The organism is Hymenobacter sp. IS2118 (genome assembly GCF_000715495.1).
Lineage (GTDB): Bacteria > Bacteroidota > Bacteroidia > Cytophagales > Hymenobacteraceae > Hymenobacter.
Genome location: NZ_JNLX01000149.1, coordinates 21,678 through 37,273, shown reverse-complemented (window position 1 = coordinate 37,273; position 15,596 = coordinate 21,678). Strand labels below are relative to the sequence as shown.

The following is a 15,596-nucleotide window of genomic DNA, read 5'->3' as shown; positions in this document are numbered from 1 at the left end:
CAGGTGGTCCGCTCGTTTTGGTTTTAGCATTGCAGATGGTTCGGCGCGCCACTACGCGACCGGAAAGCGGCGCTGGAAGTGGAGCTTGAGGATGGTGTCGAGCTTTTCCTTGGTGAGCGGCTTGCTGACCAGGCCGGCGATGGGCAGGGACTCGACGCGGCCGAGGTCGTCCGAGTTCATGAAGGCGGTGTGCATGACGATGACCACGGCTTGTTGTTGGTTTTCGGGCAGCTGCTGGTAGGCGTCGACAAAGGCCATGCCGTCCATACGGGGCATCTTCACGTCGAGCAGCACGAGGACCGGGCTGGTGGGGTTGGCATCCAACGCGAGCTGCTCCAGGGCCGCAAGGGCTTGCACGCCGTCGTTGGCCGAGAGGTACTGGTCGGCGACGCCAAGCTCTTGCAGCAGGCGTTTATTCAGGTCGTTGGTGAGCTGGTCGTCGTCGACCAGCAGCACACTGGAAAGTTTTATCATAAAAAGAGCAGGCCCGTGGGAAAGCCGGGCGTGAACGGGGCCTGTTGCGGTTAAACCGGCGCTGAACAAAAGTAGTGCCGGGGTGCCTCGCGAAGCCAGCATAATAAAAAATGTGGCACCTTCCAGTTGTCGGCTTTCGAGCCCGATGGGCAGGTGCTGCATCTGCACCCGCCGCATGGACGAGGGCGCGGCTTTTGGCGTATACCTTGAGTCGCACGCCGCCTCAACCCCTCCCCTGGCGGCGCAGGCCGGCACTTTCCCTTCGTTATTCCCTTCGCTTTATGGCTTCCCCCTCGTCAACCCCGGCTTCGGCCGCCCCCGAAAAGAAGCAGGTTAAGTCCCTGCAGAAAAAGAATACCCACCTGCGGGAGCAGAAAGTAGTCGCCGACGAGCAAAAAGTGGTGGATGAGCGGTACCAGCGCAGCCAGGACCGGTTTCGGACCGTGTTCGAGAACTCGCCGATGGGCCAGAAAATCATTGACCCGGACCTGTGCATCCGCCAGGCCAACCAGGCGCTGGCCACCATGCTGGGCCTGAAAAGCGTGAAGAAGGTGGTGGGACGCAAAATCATCGACTTTGCCCACCCCGACTTTGTGAAGGACTGGGAGCGGCTGCAGGAGCAGCTCTGGGACCACAAAAAGCCGAGCTTCGTGCTGGAAACCTGCCTGGTGCGTCAGGACAAGTCCTCGTTCTGGTGCCGGGTCACGTCGGTGCTCTTTCCCGACGACGAGGCCGAGGACGGGGAGCTGGGCTATACCACGCTGGAAGACATCACCGGGCGCAAGCAGCTGGAGCTGGCCAACCAGCACCTCTACGACACGCAGGAAACCATCCTGCAGCTGGCCGCCCACGACCTCAAAGCGCCCATCGCCAACATCCGCATGATAATGACCATGCTACGGGGCCACGCCGGAGTGCTCAGCATCGACTCGGCCAAGGCCCGGCAGGACGTGGAGGAGCTGCTGGGCATGGTGGAGCAAGCGTGCGGCCAAGCCGATGCGCTGCTGCGCGACGTGCTGTTTCTGGGCCAGCTGGAGGCCACCCGCGCAAAAAAACACCGCACCAACCTGGGGACCTTCCTGGACAAGCGCATGGCCCTGTTCCGCCTCTCGGCACAGGATAAAGGCATCCACCTGCGCCTGGAGCTGCCCAAAACCCCCATTCACGCCAACATCCACGCCGACAAGTTTGGCCGCATCCTCGACAACCTGCTCTCCAACGCCCTCAACTTTACGCCCGCCGGCGGGAAGATTCGCGTGGGGCTGCGCCAGCTCAAAGGCCGCGTCCGCCTCGTGGTGCACGACACCGGCCTGGGCATCCCGGAAGCGCTACAGCCCCATGTGTTCGACAAGTTCACCTCGGCCGCACGGCCGGGCCTGTACGGCGACACCACCACGGGCCTGGGCTTGTTCATCACCAAGCAGATTGTGGAAATGCACCAGGGCAAAATCTGGCTCGAGAGCAAGGAAAACGAGGGCACGACCTTTTTCATTGACCTGGAATAAGGACCCGGGCGCATCCTGAGGTGTGGAGTGGAAACGAAGCGAGTGGGCCATATTATCCGCTTGCTTTGGTTTATGTAACGGTTGGTTTGCTCATTACGAAATGGGTTGCCAACTTTAAGCGCGTGTGGCGACGCAAACCACTGCGCGACGGGTTTGCACCATCCTTCCTTGCGCAAAATCTAGGTATAATCCGCAACTGCATTCTGGTATTGGCCGTAGCGCATGGCAAACTTCCAGGTCGGACCTTTGTGTGAGCGTACCCCTGCGCTCCCTTTTGGTCCTTTTATGGCATACGACGCCCGCTTTGGCCCCACTGCCCAAACCCCGGCGCAACGTGCGCGGGTGTTGGAGCAGCTGCAGGCCGCCCTGCCCTACTTGAAAACCAAGGCCACGCCGTCCGCCCGACAGCTGTACGCCCGCTACGTGGCCGGCGAATTGACGTGGGTGGACGTACACCAGGCGCTCAACGCCGCCTAACGGCTCAAAAGCAGGGGGTTAACATCTGATACCGCTCTTCCCCCTGGTGCTTTCACCGCTAACCTGAAACGGAAATTCTTACGTAAGCCTTTCCAGTAGGCAATTAGCGGCTCACTGTTGCCCACCGACGTGCATGCGCAAACCTAACTCTCTCGGTTCTCAGCCCCTGGGCTCCTCCGCTCCTTCGTCCGATGGCAACGCCGCCGGCAGTGGAGCCGACGCGGAAGCCCTGCGCGAATCGGACGCGAGCCTGCGGCAGGCCGTGGAGCTGGCCCACCTGGGCATCTGCCACTGGGATTACCAGACGGACCTGATGCGGGGCAACGACGAGCGGTTCCTGATGCTGGGGCTGGAGCCCGCCCAGGAAGTAATTACGGTGGCCCAGGCCATGGCCCTGACGCACCCCGACGACCGCCCGGCCTGGGCCGGCATCCGGGAGCAGCTGGAAGCGCAGGGCGAATTCCGGGCCGATTACCGCATCGTGCGGGCCGGCGACGGGGCCGTGCGCTGGCTGTCGGAGGTGGGGCGCGTGGTGGAATGGCACCGGAAGAAGCCGGCCCGCATCAGCAGCGTGCTGCTCGATGTGACGGCGAACCACGAAGCCTCCGAAGCCCTGCGCCAGTCCGAAGGCCGCTACCGCTCCCTGTTCACTAACATGGAACAGGGCTTTTGCCTGCTGGAACAAGTGGCGACGGCCCCGGCCGAGCCCAACGACTACCGGTACCTGGTCGTGAACCTGGCGTTTGAGCGGCACTCCGGCCTGGCCGACGTGGTTGGCCGCACGATTCGGGAGCTGGTGCCCGGCATCGAGCCCCACCTGATGGCCATCTACGACGAGGCGGTGGCTAGCGGCGAATCCCGCCGGTTTGGCGGCTACGTGGCCGAGCTGGACCGGTGGGTGGAAGTGGAAGCCGTGCCGGAGGTGCAACCCGGCCACCTGGCGGTGCTGTTCAGCGACGTGTCGGCGCGCCACCGGGCCGAGCAAACCCTGCGGGAAAGCGAGGCCCGGCAAGCGGATGTGCTCGCCTCGCAGGCGCAGGCCAAGAGCCTGGCCCTACTCCAGGAATCGGAAGCGGTGGCCGCGATGGGCAGCTGGGACTACGACCTGGGCAACCAGGAGCTGACCTGGTCCGACGGCCTGTACCACCTCTTCGGCCGGCCCGTGGGCAGCCCCGTCGAGCTCCAGGTCTTTCTCGATGCCGTGGTGGACGACGACCGGCCCGCCGCCGCCCGCCTGCTGCGCACCCTCGCCGCCGGCAGCAGCCGCTTCGACGCGTCCCTGCGCCTGCGGGTGGGCGACGCGGTGAAGACCGTGCGCTTCAAGGCCGTGCCCGTGCCCGACGTGCCGGGCGAGGCCGTGCGGGTGCTGGGCGTGTGCCTGGACGTGAGCGACGTGCAGCGCCTGGAGGCCGAGAACCTGGCCCTGAAGCTGGACCACCACAAGGAGCTGCTGCTGGCCATTCTGCAGGCCCGGGAAAACGAGCGGCAGCGCCTGGGCGAAGTGCTGCACAACGGCCTGGGCCAGGTGCTCTACGCCACCAAGCTGCGCCTCGACCAGCTCGACACGCCCGCCCTGCACGCGCTGCCCGCCCTGGCCGCCCTGCACCAGCAAACCGCCAGCCTGCTGGCCGAGGCCATGCGCCAGAACCGCACGCTGGCCCACGAGCTGGTGCCCACCTCGCTCATTGACTTTGGCCTCGCGGCCGCCGTGCGCGACGTGTGCCGCGATTTATCGACGCCGCAGCTGCGCATCCAGTGCCACACCCTGGGCGAGGAGCCCGCGCTGCCGCAGCCGGTGCAGGTCACCCTCTTTCGGCTGGCCCAGGAGCTGGCCCTCAACATCGTGCGGCACGCCGGGGCCACGGAGGCCCTGCTGGAGCTGGAAACCCTGCCCGGCGGCGTCAGCCTGCGGGCCGAAGACAACGGCCACGGATTCGACCCGCAGACCGTGGCCGAAGGCCTGGGCCTGCGCACCGTGCGCAACGCCGTGGCCCTGCTCGGCGGCACCGTGGCCGTGGACTCCTCCCCCGCCTTCGGCACCCACATCCGCCTGCGCATTCCCCTGCCCTTATTCTCCTAGCCATGATTCGCGTTTTTATCGTCGACGACCACACCCTTATCCGCGACGGGCTGCGCACCCTGCTCTCGGCCGACCCGCTGTTTGCCGTGGTGGGCGAAGCCGGCAACGGGCAGGAGCTGCTCGACCAGCTGCCCACCGTGGCCGCCGACGTGGTGCTGCTGGACCTGAACATGCCCGTGCTCGACGGGCTGGCCACCACCCACCGCCTGCGGGCCGAATACCCGGACCTGCGCATCCTGCTGCTTTCGATGATGACCCACGAGCGCACCATCGGCGAAGCCCTGGCGGCGGGGGCCCACGGCTACGTGCTCAAAAACGCCGATAAGTACGAGGTGGTGGCGGCGCTGCAGGGCGTGGCTTCGGGTAAGCGGTTTCTGTGCTCGGAAATCGGCCTGGGGTTGTTGGAAAAACTATTGCTCCAGGAATCCCGCAACCCGGCCCCGGACCCTGGCGTGGCCCTCACGCACCGGGAGCGGGAAATTCTCCAGCTGGTGGCCACCGGGCTCACGAACCAGGAAATCGCCGACCAGCTCTTCACCAGCAAGCGGACGGTCGAGTCGCACCGCCAGAACCTGCTGGAAAAAACCGGGGTGAAAAATACCCCGGCGCTGGTGAAATACGCCATGGAGCGGGGCCTGCTCCAGCCCTAAGGGGCGCGTGCCTCGGGCGTGGTATCAGGGAAGGAACAAGTAAGGTAGCCGCCTCGGCAGCCACATTGGGTTTCGGGCAACCGGATGGCATCACCGTATTTATACGGGGACACAAATGGGTATTCACCTTATGCGAATGGGGTACATATGCTGTAGCCTGCTGGATTGAGGGCCTGTTCCTTTGTATCAGTGCTAGACAAGCCTGTGTCAACAGGGTAGCACGACCGCAAGTATGCCCTTTGGTTTCTCACGCCGTGTTCCGGCCGTGGCCCGCCATTTTGGTGGTTCACCCGGCGCTTTTCCCTGGTGCTTATGTCCATTCACTTTCCTGAATTGCTTGCCGGAACAGCCGCCGCTCCGGCGCTAATGCCCGTAAACCTGGCCAACATAACGGCGAAGCAGCTGGCTTGTCTGGTGGTCGCGCCGCCGGCGCACCTGCTGATTGACTGTGGTGGCCTGCTGATGCCGCACCCGCTGGGGGTGGGCCGCTTTGTGGCGCTACTGCTGCAAATGCGCCAACGGGGCACGTGCCTGCGGCTGTGCAACGTGCACCCGGGGCTGCGCCGCTACTTGCAGCAGCTGGGGCTGGAGGCCGTGTTCTACCTAAACGGGTAAGTGCAGCTGCGAACCTAACCCGCCCGCCGGCCTGGAGCCAGGCCGTGTGACTTTACCCTAAAAAAAACCTATGAAAACGCCCAAAAAGACCCAAAAGCCTTACCGGGACATCATCGTCATCGGTGCTTCCACCGGCGGGGTGGAGGCCCTGATGGAACTGGTAAAAGCGCTGCCGGCCGACTTTCCGGCCCCCATTTTTGTGGTGATGCACGTGCCGGCCGATTCGCCGAGCATTCTGCCGCAGCTGCTCAGCTCGGTGTCGGCCCTGGAGGCCCGGCACCCGCAGGACGGGGAAGCGGTCGAGGCGGGCGTCATCTACGTGGCCCGGCCCGACCACCACTTGCTGCTCGAAGGCGACCGGGTGCTGGTGACGCGGGGCCCGAAGGAAAACCGCTTCCGGCCGTCGATTGACGCGCTGTTCCGCTCAGCCGCGTACACCTACGGCCCCCGGGTAACCGGCGTGGTGCTCACCGGCTACCTCGACGACGGCACGTCCGGCCTGTGGAGCGTGCAGCGCATGGGCGGGGTGGCCGTGGTGCAGGAACCCCTCGACGCCGTGCAACCGTCGATGCCCACCAACGCCCTGGAATTTGTGGCGGCCGACCATGTGGTGCCGCTGGCCCAAATGGCCACGCTGCTGGTGCGCCTCACCCAGGAGCCCGCGCGCGCCAAAACCCGCCTGCCCGCCGCCGAGCTCGACCTGCTCAAAGTTGAGCTCACCATCGCCAAGCAGGGCGGGGGCTTCGAGCTGGGCATCATCGACAAAGGCAAGCTCACGCCTTTTACCTGCCCCGATTGTCACGGGGCCCTCACCCAACTCATTGAAGGCAAGCTGATTCGCTACCGCTGCCACACGGGCCACGCCTACACCGTCAGCGCCTTGCTCAGCGAAGTCACGGAATCGGTCGAGAGCATGCTCTACCAATCGATGCGCGGGCTGGAAGAAACCAAGATGCTGCTGCTAAACCTGGGCCGCCACTTCGCCGACGACCTGCAGGAGGCCGTGGCCGAGCTGTTTTTCCGCAAAGCCGACGTAACCGGTCAGCAGGCCCGCGTCATCCACGAATCCATCCTGAAGCACGAGTCGCTCAGCGGCGACCTACAGTTTGAACGCAAGAAGCTGGCCTAGGCCGGCTGCTCCATAATCGTATCCTTATTCCCATTGTCCGATGGTGCTGCTAGTCGTGTTGTTATTCTGCTCGTGCCTGGGCTGCCTACGGGAAGGGGTGTGGACCACCTACACGCCCGCCGACGTGGCCCGGTGGCACGCCCACGCGGCGGACGAAACGGCGGTTCCTCGCCACCCGCTCCCGCCACAGCCGCTCGCCGCGCCGCGCCTGGCCCGTGGTTTTTCCGGCCCTGCCGAAAACGCTGCGCTACGCCGCGAAGCTGCGGCTACCCCTGCCAAAGAGTTCAGCGCCTGGCTCGCGTGAGGTGGCTACCGACGAAGCCTGGTGGGACTGCCCGCTTGCCGGGTGCTCCGCTGCGGAAGTTGACGCGCTTTTAATCTGCTAAACCCATGATGACCCTTGCGCCCGTCGCGGATACCGATGCCCGGTTTCGCTCGTTGTTTGAGAATACGCCCGAACTCATTCTCTATCAGAATGAAGCGTCCATCATCCTGGATGCCAACCCGGCCTTTCTCACCTTGGTGGGAAAGCCGAAAGAGCAGGTGGTGAACCATCCGTACGACGAGTTTCTGCCCGCGGACGTCCGGGGCCTGTTCCGGGAGAAACTGGCAGAAGCCTTCACCGGCAAAATCGTCCGCTTCGAAGTGTACGCCGCACAGGGGAACTCCGCGCCCCGGCACTGGGACGTGGTGAAGGTGCCGGTGCGGGAAGACAACCGGGTGGTGGGGGTGCACATGGTGGCGCGGGACATCACCGAAAAAAACCAGCATGAGCAGGAGATATTCGCGCAGAACAAAGACTTACAGCAGTTCACCTACATCGTGTCGCACAACCTGCGCGCGCCGCTGGCCAACGCGCTTGGGATGGTGGACCTGCTGGCCCTGGAGCAAGCGGATACCCCGAAATTTGAACAGGCTCAGGCTTACCTGAAAACCAGCCTGCACCAGCTCGACCAGGTGCTGCTCGACATCAACACCATCCTGGCCATTCGCGACAAGGTGGGGTTGGCCAACTCCGAAGCGGTGCCCCTGGCCGAGGTGGTGGAGCAAGTGCGGCAAAGCCTGCAAGACGTGCTGCACGACTGCGGCGGCACCCTGCGCACCACTATTCCCACCGGCTTTCAGGTGCGCGGGAACCGGGCCTACCTCTACAGCATCGTTTTCAACCTGTTGTCCAACGCCATCAAATACCGCGACGCCCACCGGCCGCTGCTCGTGGAGCTGACGGCGACGGAGGGAGCCGGGCAAAGCCAGGAAATCGTCGTGGCCGACAGCGGTTTGGGCATCGACCTGGCGCACGCCGGCGCCGACGTGTTCAAACTCTACCAGCGGTTTCATCCGCAGCACCCCGGCCGCGGCGTGGGCCTGTACCTCACCAAAACCCACGTCGAGAGCATGGGCGGGCACATCGCGGTGAGCAGTGAGGTAGGCAAAGGCACCCAATTTACCATCACACTCCCTTGAGCCCGCGCCCCATGCACACCCTGTTGATTGACGACGACCCGATTACCACGTTTTTAACGGAACGGCTCCTCCACCACGAAGGCTTGTCGGACACGGCCGCCTCGTTCCAATCCCCAACCGAAGCCCTGGCCTTTCTGCTGCGGCAGATACCCGCCGGCCTGGTGCCGCAGGTCATTTTGCTGGACCTGAACATGCCGGTGGTAAGCGGGTGGGACTTTCTGGACCTGCTCAGGCTCCACGAGGTGCAGCTGCAAGACCAGTGCTTCGTGTACCTGCTCACGTCCTCCATGGCCCCTTCCGATAGGGTCCGTGCCGCGGCGTACCCGTTGGTCGCGGGGGTCCTGCTCAAGCCGCTCGACCAGCATAAAATTCAACAAATCCGCGACCATGTGCTGCCCGCCGCTTAGCGCCTATCCAAATAGGCCGTCATGCTGAACGCAGTGAAGCATCTCTATCGCATCAGTAAACCTTTTGATTGAGTTAGTTACGCAGTAGAGATGCTTCACTGCGTTCAGCATGACCGGTCTTTTCCAAGCCTATTTGGATAGGCTCCTAGTGCCTACCCGAATTGACAAAAAAGAATGTCATGCTTCATCTGGTGTCCGCTTGCCGAAACATGACGTTCAATTTATTCTTCGGATAGGCTATTTACCCTATCCCTTGTGTCTGAATCCAACTTGCCATTATACACGCTATGAATCCAGTGCCCGCGCCGCGTGAAGCGTCCCCTGACGAAACCCTGCTTATTGAGCGCCTGCTGGCGCGCGACGAGCAGGCCCTGCGCCTGTTGCACGCGCGGTACGCCAAAAGCCTGTTGGCGGTGGTGTTGCGCCTGGTGCGCGACGAGGCCCTGGCGCAGGATGTGCTGCAGGAAGCCTGGCTCAAAGTCTGGCTCAGCTTTGCCAGCTACGATGCCGGGCGGGGCCGGCTCTTCACGTGGCTGGCGCGGGTGTGCTCCAACCACGCCGTGGATGTGATGCGCAGCCCCCGCTACCGGTTCCACCGTCAAAACCGGTCGCTGGAAGGGGCCGGCGCGGAGTGGGTTCCCGCGCCGGCCTCCTTCCAGCCCGAACACATTGGGGTGCGGGAGCTCGCCGGGCAGCTCAAGCCCCGGCAACGCGAAGTCATCGACCTGCTGTACTTCGGCGGCTGCACGCAGGTCGAAGCCGCCGAAGAGCTCGGCATTCCGCTGTCTACGGTGAAAACCCGGGCGCGAGCCGCTATTCAGGCGCTGGCGGTGCTGGCCCACGACGGCCACCCGGTGGGGCCAATGTTGCGGGCCTAAATCCGGCCCGGCTTTTTCGCAATACCCGCATTATCAAAAGGTATTTGCGGTCAATTCTTCTCAGCCGCCCCATTGCCCACCATCCTTCATTTTTAACCCAAAACCCAAATGCGTAGTCCCGCACCAATCGCCTCACCACCCTTGGGATTTAATCCCGGCCCGCGGCTCCTCCAATCCGCCCCGCGCCGCTCCTTCCTGAAGTTCACGGGGCTTGGCTTGGCGGGGGTGGCCCTGGCCTCGGCGGGTTGCCATATTCAGAAAGAAACGCCCTCGGGTCGCCTCGATATCGGCGAGCACGATTTGGCCGTGCTTAACTACGCCTATGCTTTGGAGCAGTTGGAAGGCGCTTTTTATGAAAAAGTAGTGGCCGGCTTTTACGGCGGGGCAAGCGCGCTGGAAAAAGACCTGCTCACCGACATCCGCAACGACGAAATCGCGCACCGCGAATGGTTCAGCGATGTATTGGTTTTGAAAAAAGTGCCCCGGCTGCAGTTTGACTTTTCCTCCATCAATTTCGCCGACCGCAAAAGCGTGCTGACGACGGCCCGCACCTTTGAGGACCTCGGGGTATCGGCCTACAACGGGGCGGGCCAGCTGCTGGCCCTGTCGCCGTTTCTGAACCACGCCGGCAAGATTGTGTCGGTGGAGGCCCGCCACGCCGCCACCATCCGCAACCTGCTCAACTTTGGCAGCTTTGCCGACAGCGACGTGATAGATGCCAACGGCCTGGACGGCGCGCGCACCCCCGCGCAGGTAATGGCGCTGGCCGACAAATACTTCGTCACCAAAATATCGGTTGCCGATTTACCCACCCACTAAATACCCCCGTTCCTTATGAACCTTTCAACTATTTTCACCGAAATCGAGCGGGTGGACCCCGAGATTTATGACCGGGTGGACGAGCGCCGCGGGGTCATCAAAAACTTCCTGCGGGGCACTACCCGCTTGGCCGCTGCCGCCGTGCCCGTGGCGTTGGGCGGCCTGTTCAACAAGGCCTACGGCCAGAAGGTATCCGGCGATGTGCTGGGCGTGCTCAACTTCGCCCTGACCCTGGAGCACCTCGAAAGCCGGTTTTACCAAACCGCTTTGGGCACCGCGGGGCTGACGCCGGCCAAGGATAAAATCAACGTTATCCGCGACCACGAAATGGCCCACGTGAAGTTTTTGCAGCAAGCCATTGCGTCGGCCGGCGGCACCGCCGTAGCCGAAGGCAAATACGATTTTACGGCCAAAGGCTTGTATCCGAACGTGTTCAAGGACTACAAGCAGTTTTTGGGGGTGGCCCAAGCGTTTGAAGACACCGGCGTGGGCGCCTACAAAGGGCAGGCCAGCGAGCTGAAATCCTCGAACGACATCCTCACCGCGGCCCTGCAAATTCACTCCGTGGAAGCCCGCCACGCCGCCCACATTCGGTTTATCCGCATGGTGAACGGCTATGCCAAGGTGAAACCGTGGATTATCGGCGATGACAACACGAAAGGAACTCCGCTGGAGCCCATCTACAAGCGGGAGTCCGACCACCGCCAGGTGCTTATCAACCTCGAAGGCATTGGGGGCTACGACGTTGGCAACGCGGCCACCGCCAGCTTTGACGAGCCCCTGCACAAAGACGAAGTGCTGGCCATTGTCAAGCCCTTTATGGCTTAAACCGGAGGCCGTTCAGGAAAGGCTCAACCCGCTGAACGCGGCAGGCGACTATGCAGGCGCTGGCGGTACTGGCGCGCTCGGAGTCGTTGCCGCTGCTGCGGCCGGACAGCGCCTGAGCCGGCCGGCGGCGGAAGAAAAAAAGTCCGGGTTCGCGCAAGCGGCCCGGCGCTACAAAAGTCCGGGCCGTGCGAGCGGTTCGGCGCTACTGGAGAGGCCCCGGCGGCGTTAGTGGCATTGCGGGGCAAACGAAACGAGCGGGCCAGATGGTCCGCTCGTTTTGGTTTGGGGTGGGGTTTCGTAGCCACTATCCCGTAGGTGGAGAACCCGAATAATTCCGGGGTGGCGAGCCAGGGGGGTTAAAGATGCGGGGGCAGGTTGAAATGGACCCGCAGCACGGTGGCCATGTTCTCGCGGGTGAGCGGCTTGGTGAGGTAGCCGGCGATGGGCAGCTGTTGGGCCCTGGCCTGGTCGGCATCGAGGGTGGAGGTGGTGAGCATGACGATGACCGTGTGCTGGCGCGGGGCAGCGGGCAGCTGCTGGTAGGCTTCGAGGAATTCGAAGCCGTTCATCACGGGCATGTTCAGGTCGAGCAGAATGAGGGCCGGGAAGGCATCGGGCCCCTCCTGGCAGCAAGCCTGCAGCAGGGCGAGGGCTTCGGCGCCGTTGAGAGCCACGCGCACCTCGCGGCTTACCTGGAGGTTCCGCAACAGGCGCTGGTTGAGGAAATTGGTGGTGGCGTCGTCGTCGACGAGCAGGATGGCGGGCAACATGTAGGGGGCAGTTAGCAATGAGCAAAAACCGGCAGAAACCAGAAACTACGTTCCTACCTGGTGCCAACTGCGGGGCTTAACGAAAAAGGGGGAAATACAGCCGGAAAGTAGAGCCGATACCGGGCTGGCTGTCTACTTCGATGCGGCCGCCGGCATTCTCGACCATCTTTTTGACCATGTAGAGGCCAATGCCGGAGCCCTCGACGTGCACGTGCAGGCGCTGGAACAGGCCGAAGAGCTTTTTTTGCTGGGCCGGGTCGAGGCCGAGGCCGTTGTCCTGCAATTCGAGCACAGTAAAGGCCTCGGCAGTATGGCAGCGCAGCCGGAGCTGGGGCACGCGGTCGGGGTGGCGGTACTTGAGGGCGTTGCTGAGCAGGTTGAACACCACGCTGCGCAGGTTTTTTTCGGCGAAGGCCAGGGTGGGGCAACCGGTCACGTCCACGGTCAGCGCCGCGCCGATGGCCTGGAACTCGGGGCGTAGGTCTTGGCGCACGTCGGCCACCAGGGCGGCCAGGTCAACCTCGGTGGGGGGCTGGGGGTCGTGGGCGGCCTGCAGCTTGGCAATGTCGGTGAGCTGGGCAATGGTGCGCTTGAAGCGCTCCACCGCGCCCTGCATCCGGTCGAGCAGCGGGTTGATGGCGGCTTGCGCGGGGGGCAAGACCAGCTCTTCGCGCAGGGCGGTGAGCAGCCCTTCGATGTTGGCAATGGGCTGCTTGAGGTCGTGGGAGGCGGTGTAGACGAAGTTGTCGAGGTCCAGGTTGGTGCGGGTGAGCTGGCTATTAGCGGCCGTGAGCTGCTCATTGGCCTGGGCAAGCTGCTGGCGGGCCAGCACCTGGGCGGTGACGTCGGTGGCCACGGCGGCTACGCTGTCGATGCGGCCCTGGGCGTCGCGCAGGGGCTGATACACGAAGTTGAGGTACACCGTTTCGAGCTGCCCGGCGCGGGGCAGCTGGGCCGGCACCTCCTGGGCCACGAAGGCCTCGCCGCTGGCCACCACCTGGTCGAGCAGTTCCTTGAAACCCTGGTCGCGTACTTCGGGCAGGGCGTCGTAGAGGGCCTTGCCCCGCACCTGCTCGGGGGTGCGGCCCCAGAGCTGGGCCACGAGCGGGTTGGCCACCTCGATAACGTACTGCGGCCCCCGCAGCACGGTGATGGCCACCGGGGCCTGCTCGAACAGCTCGGCCAGCTGCACCTGCTGAGCCTCGCGCTGGCGGCGGGCCAACACCCGCTCGGTGACGTCGGTGGCAAAGATGGAGATGCCCACGATGTGCCCGGCTTCGCGCAGGGCCTGGTAGGTGAAATCGAAGTAGGCGTCCTGGGGCGGCTGGCCGTCGGTCAAGGTCACGGGCAGGAGCATCTGCTGCCCGAAATACGTTTCACCGGTCTGAAACACCCCGTCGAGCAGGGCCAGAAAACCATGCTCCACGACTTCGGGCAGGGCCTCGGCTACGGTACGGCCCACCAGCTGGCGGCCGGGAAAGAGCTGCTGGTAAGCGGGGTTGACATATTCGAAGCGGTGGCTGGGCTCGCGTAGCAGGGCAATGCAGGCGGGGGTTTGCTCAAACACCTGGTAAAACGCTTCGCGCTGAGCCACGGCCTGCTCGGCGGCGGCCAGGGCCTGCCCCTGGGCGGTTTCGGCCTGCCGGCGGGCCAGCACGCGGTCCGTCACGTCAACGGTGAAGCCGAGCACGGCGTGGGGCGGCTGCTGGCCGTGGCGCAGGGGTAGGTAGGTCCGGTCCACGTACATGTCCTGCTGCTGCCCAGTGTGTGGGTCGCGGATGTAGGCGGGCACCTCCTGCCCCTGGTAGGGCTCGCCGGTGTGCAGCACCCGGCGCAGCAAGGCCAGAAAGCCCTGCTGTTCGGCTTCGGGAAAGACCTCCCCCGCCGGCCGGCCCAGCACGACCCGGCCCTGCCCCTGGCGCTGATAGGACTCGTTGAAGAAGCCGAAGCGCAGGTCTTCGCCCTCGAAGGTGACCACGCTGGCCGGCAGCGAGGAGAGGATGCTGGTCAGCAGCTGGTCTTTTTCTTCAATCTGCTGCTGGGCCCGCTTCAAATCGTCGATGTCGAGGTTGGAGCCGAACCACTGGCGGGGCCGGCCGGCGGCTTCGGCGTCGGCCAGCAGCTCGGGCACGCCCTGGTTGGTAAACCACCGGTACTGCCCATCGGCCCCGCGTAAGCGAAACTCGTAGCGCCAGGGGCCGCCGCCGGCCAGGGCCGCGCCGTACTGCTCGGCTACCAGGGGCAGGTCGTCGGGGTGGATGAGCTGCGGCCAGGCCTCGGTAACGTCCGCGCTGGGCTCCATACCCGTGTAGGCGTACCACTGGGGGCTGATGTAGAGCACCTGCCCGCTCTGGTCCACGGTGAAACTGATGCCGGGCTGGCTTTCGGTCACGCGCAGCAGCTTTTGGGCCGTGGCCTCAGTTTCGGCCCGGGCATGGCGCAGGGCCTGGGTGCGCTCGAACACGCGGGCTTCCAGCTCCTGGTTGAGCTGGGCCAGCTGGCGGGCCTGCTCCTCCAGCAGCTGCCGGGCTAGCACCGGCTCGGTGACTTCGTGGCCCACCACCAGCACCCCGTCGATGCAGCCAGCGGCATCGCGGGTGGCCTGGTAAATAAAGTCGAAGTAGCGGAGCACGAGCGGGCCGGGTCCGGCCGGGCGCAGGTACACCGGGGCCTCGGTGGCCGTGTAGGTTTCGCCGGTGCGGTACACGGCATCGAGCAGCTCGAAAAAGCCCTGCTCCACCAGCTCGGGCGCGGCCTCGCGGTAGGGCCGGCCGGTCAGGTGCCGGGCGCCAAACAGCTGCCGGTACCCCTCGTTGGCCAGCTCCACCACGTAGTCGGGGCCGCTGAGGCGGGTCATGAGCACAGGGGCCTGGGCGAAGACGTTGAGCAGGCGCTGGCGCTGGGCCTCGGCCTCGGCGTGGGCGGCCCGCTCGCGGGCCTGGCTCTGGCGCAGGGCCACTTCCACGGCGGTGCGGGGCTGGTCGGCGGTGTCGGTGACGCACACGAGCAGGCCCTCGCCCACGCGGCGGGCCGTGGCCCGGAAGTAGTTATCGTACCCGTCGTTCTGGTAGTTGAGCTCGAACTGCGCGGCCTGGCCCGACAGGTAGGCGTCGCGCTGGAAAACAAAGGCCCCGTTTGCGGGGTCGGTGCTGTGCGGAAACTGCTGCAGATAGCTGACGGCGGGCTGGGGGGGCAGGCCCAAAATGCGCTGCGCGGCGGGGTTTAAATAGGCAAAGCTGAAGTCCACCAGCTCACCGGCCGGGCCGTAAACGGGCACGAACAGCACGACCCCGGTGAGCGAGGCATCGAGCAGGGCGGGCAGCAGCTCAGCAGGCGGAAACTGCGCGGGTAAGGCTTCGGACATAAGCAAAAGGCAGAATGGAGAACGAGGCTTAAAACCGCGCCGGGCACCGGTCAAATGCACCCCCTCGGCCCGAATACGGGGAAACCAGTCTCGCGACTGGTTTGGAGGCCGACTTGCCGTTCTGACAACCCTGCAA

Annotated in this window: 15 protein-coding genes; 12 read left to right on the top strand and 3 right to left on the bottom strand. The window is 64.3% G+C overall.

Features of this window, described 5'->3' with window-relative positions; translation table 11 throughout:
- Positions 1-51: 51 nt before the first annotated feature.
- On the bottom strand, positions 52-474 hold the full coding sequence (locus GM79_RS14910; protein ID WP_035565307.1) for a response regulator: 423 nt from the start codon (positions 472-474) through the stop codon (positions 52-54).
- A gap of 281 nt (positions 475-755) precedes the next feature.
- Here GM79_RS14910 and GM79_RS14905 point away from each other — a divergent pair, with 281 nt between their 5' ends.
- The 12 genes from GM79_RS14905 (at position 756) to GM79_RS14850 (ending at position 11,326) form a co-directional block, all read left to right on the top strand.
- A complete protein-coding gene (locus GM79_RS14905; RefSeq protein WP_035565305.1) occupies positions 756-1,979 on the top strand; it encodes a PAS domain-containing sensor histidine kinase in 1,224 nt (407 codons plus the stop codon).
- 285 nt (positions 1,980-2,264) lie between these two features.
- Positions 2,265-2,456 (top strand): hypothetical protein, encoded by a 192-nt coding sequence (locus GM79_RS14900; RefSeq protein WP_035565303.1) that lies wholly within the window; start codon positions 2,265-2,267, stop codon positions 2,454-2,456.
- Positions 2,457-2,589: 133 nt separating this feature from the next.
- Entirely contained in the window at positions 2,590-4,536 is a 1,947-nt protein-coding gene (locus GM79_RS14895; RefSeq protein ID WP_035565300.1) for a PAS domain S-box protein, read from the top strand.
- A 2-nt stretch (positions 4,537-4,538) separates the two neighbouring features.
- Positions 4,539-5,186: a response regulator gene (locus GM79_RS14890; RefSeq protein ID WP_035565298.1), complete on the top strand. Its 648-nt coding sequence runs from the start codon at positions 4,539-4,541 to the stop codon at positions 5,184-5,186.
- 312 nt (positions 5,187-5,498) lie between these two features.
- Entirely contained in the window at positions 5,499-5,801 is a 303-nt protein-coding gene (locus GM79_RS14885) for an STAS domain-containing protein (protein ID WP_152560013.1), read from the top strand.
- Positions 5,802-5,871: 70 nt separating this feature from the next.
- Entirely contained in the window at positions 5,872-6,930 is a 1,059-nt protein-coding gene (locus GM79_RS14880) for a chemotaxis protein CheB (protein ID WP_035565291.1), read from the top strand.
- A gap of 40 nt (positions 6,931-6,970) precedes the next feature.
- Complete coding sequence (locus GM79_RS14875) at positions 6,971-7,234, top strand: hypothetical protein (RefSeq protein ID WP_035565288.1); 264 nt, start codon at positions 6,971-6,973, stop codon at positions 7,232-7,234.
- Positions 7,235-7,320: 86 nt separating this feature from the next.
- Positions 7,321-8,394 carry a sensor histidine kinase gene (locus GM79_RS14870; RefSeq protein ID WP_081867789.1) on the top strand — a complete coding sequence of 358 codons (1,074 nt, stop codon included), beginning with the start codon at positions 7,321-7,323 and terminating at the stop codon, positions 8,392-8,394.
- An 11-nt stretch (positions 8,395-8,405) separates the two neighbouring features.
- On the top strand, positions 8,406-8,801 hold the full coding sequence (locus tag GM79_RS14865; RefSeq protein ID WP_051718931.1) for a response regulator: 396 nt from the start codon (positions 8,406-8,408) through the stop codon (positions 8,799-8,801).
- A 287-nt stretch (positions 8,802-9,088) separates the two neighbouring features.
- Positions 9,089-9,679 carry an RNA polymerase sigma factor gene (locus tag GM79_RS14860; protein WP_051718930.1) on the top strand — a complete coding sequence of 197 codons (591 nt, stop codon included), beginning with the start codon at positions 9,089-9,091 and terminating at the stop codon, positions 9,677-9,679.
- Between the two features lie 141 nt (positions 9,680-9,820).
- A complete protein-coding gene (locus GM79_RS14855) occupies positions 9,821-10,498 on the top strand; it encodes a ferritin-like domain-containing protein (protein ID WP_035565283.1) in 678 nt (225 codons plus the stop codon).
- 15 nt (positions 10,499-10,513) lie between these two features.
- The gene (locus GM79_RS14850) at positions 10,514-11,326 is read left to right on the top strand and encodes a ferritin-like domain-containing protein (protein ID WP_035565280.1); all 813 of its coding nucleotides are present in this window, start codon (positions 10,514-10,516) and stop codon (positions 11,324-11,326) included.
- Between the two features lie 356 nt (positions 11,327-11,682).
- On the opposite strand, the gene GM79_RS14845 is transcribed toward GM79_RS14850, so the two are convergent.
- A complete protein-coding gene (locus GM79_RS14845) occupies positions 11,683-12,096 on the bottom strand; it encodes a response regulator (protein WP_035565278.1) in 414 nt (137 codons plus the stop codon).
- Between the two features lie 76 nt (positions 12,097-12,172).
- A complete protein-coding gene (locus tag GM79_RS23205; protein WP_051718928.1) occupies positions 12,173-15,460 on the bottom strand; it encodes a PAS domain-containing protein in 3,288 nt (1,095 codons plus the stop codon).
- Positions 15,461-15,596 lie beyond the last annotated feature (136 nt).

Coding starts and splice junctions, on each gene's coding strand:
- GM79_RS14910 (WP_035565307.1), bottom strand. CDS start 474: ATGATAAAACTTTCCAGTGTGCTGCTGGTCGACGACGACCAGCTCACC.
- GM79_RS14905 (WP_035565305.1), top strand. CDS start 756: ATGGCTTCCCCCTCGTCAACCCCGGCTTCGGCCGCCCCCGAAAAGAAG.
- GM79_RS14900 (WP_035565303.1), top strand. CDS start 2,265: ATGGCATACGACGCCCGCTTTGGCCCCACTGCCCAAACCCCGGCGCAA.
- GM79_RS14895 (WP_035565300.1), top strand. CDS start 2,590: ATGCGCAAACCTAACTCTCTCGGTTCTCAGCCCCTGGGCTCCTCCGCT.
- GM79_RS14890 (WP_035565298.1), top strand. CDS start 4,539: ATGATTCGCGTTTTTATCGTCGACGACCACACCCTTATCCGCGACGGG.
- GM79_RS14885 (WP_152560013.1), top strand. CDS start 5,499: ATGTCCATTCACTTTCCTGAATTGCTTGCCGGAACAGCCGCCGCTCCG.
- GM79_RS14880 (WP_035565291.1), top strand. CDS start 5,872: ATGAAAACGCCCAAAAAGACCCAAAAGCCTTACCGGGACATCATCGTC.
- GM79_RS14875 (WP_035565288.1), top strand. CDS start 6,971: ATGGTGCTGCTAGTCGTGTTGTTATTCTGCTCGTGCCTGGGCTGCCTA.
- GM79_RS14870 (WP_081867789.1), top strand. CDS start 7,321: ATGATGACCCTTGCGCCCGTCGCGGATACCGATGCCCGGTTTCGCTCG.
- GM79_RS14865 (WP_051718931.1), top strand. CDS start 8,406: ATGCACACCCTGTTGATTGACGACGACCCGATTACCACGTTTTTAACG.
- GM79_RS14860 (WP_051718930.1), top strand. CDS start 9,089: ATGAATCCAGTGCCCGCGCCGCGTGAAGCGTCCCCTGACGAAACCCTG.
- GM79_RS14850 (WP_035565280.1), top strand. CDS start 10,514: ATGAACCTTTCAACTATTTTCACCGAAATCGAGCGGGTGGACCCCGAG.
- GM79_RS14845 (WP_035565278.1), bottom strand. CDS start 12,096: ATGTTGCCCGCCATCCTGCTCGTCGACGACGACGCCACCACCAATTTC.
- GM79_RS23205 (WP_051718928.1), bottom strand. CDS start 15,460: ATGTCCGAAGCCTTACCCGCGCAGTTTCCGCCTGCTGAGCTGCTGCCC.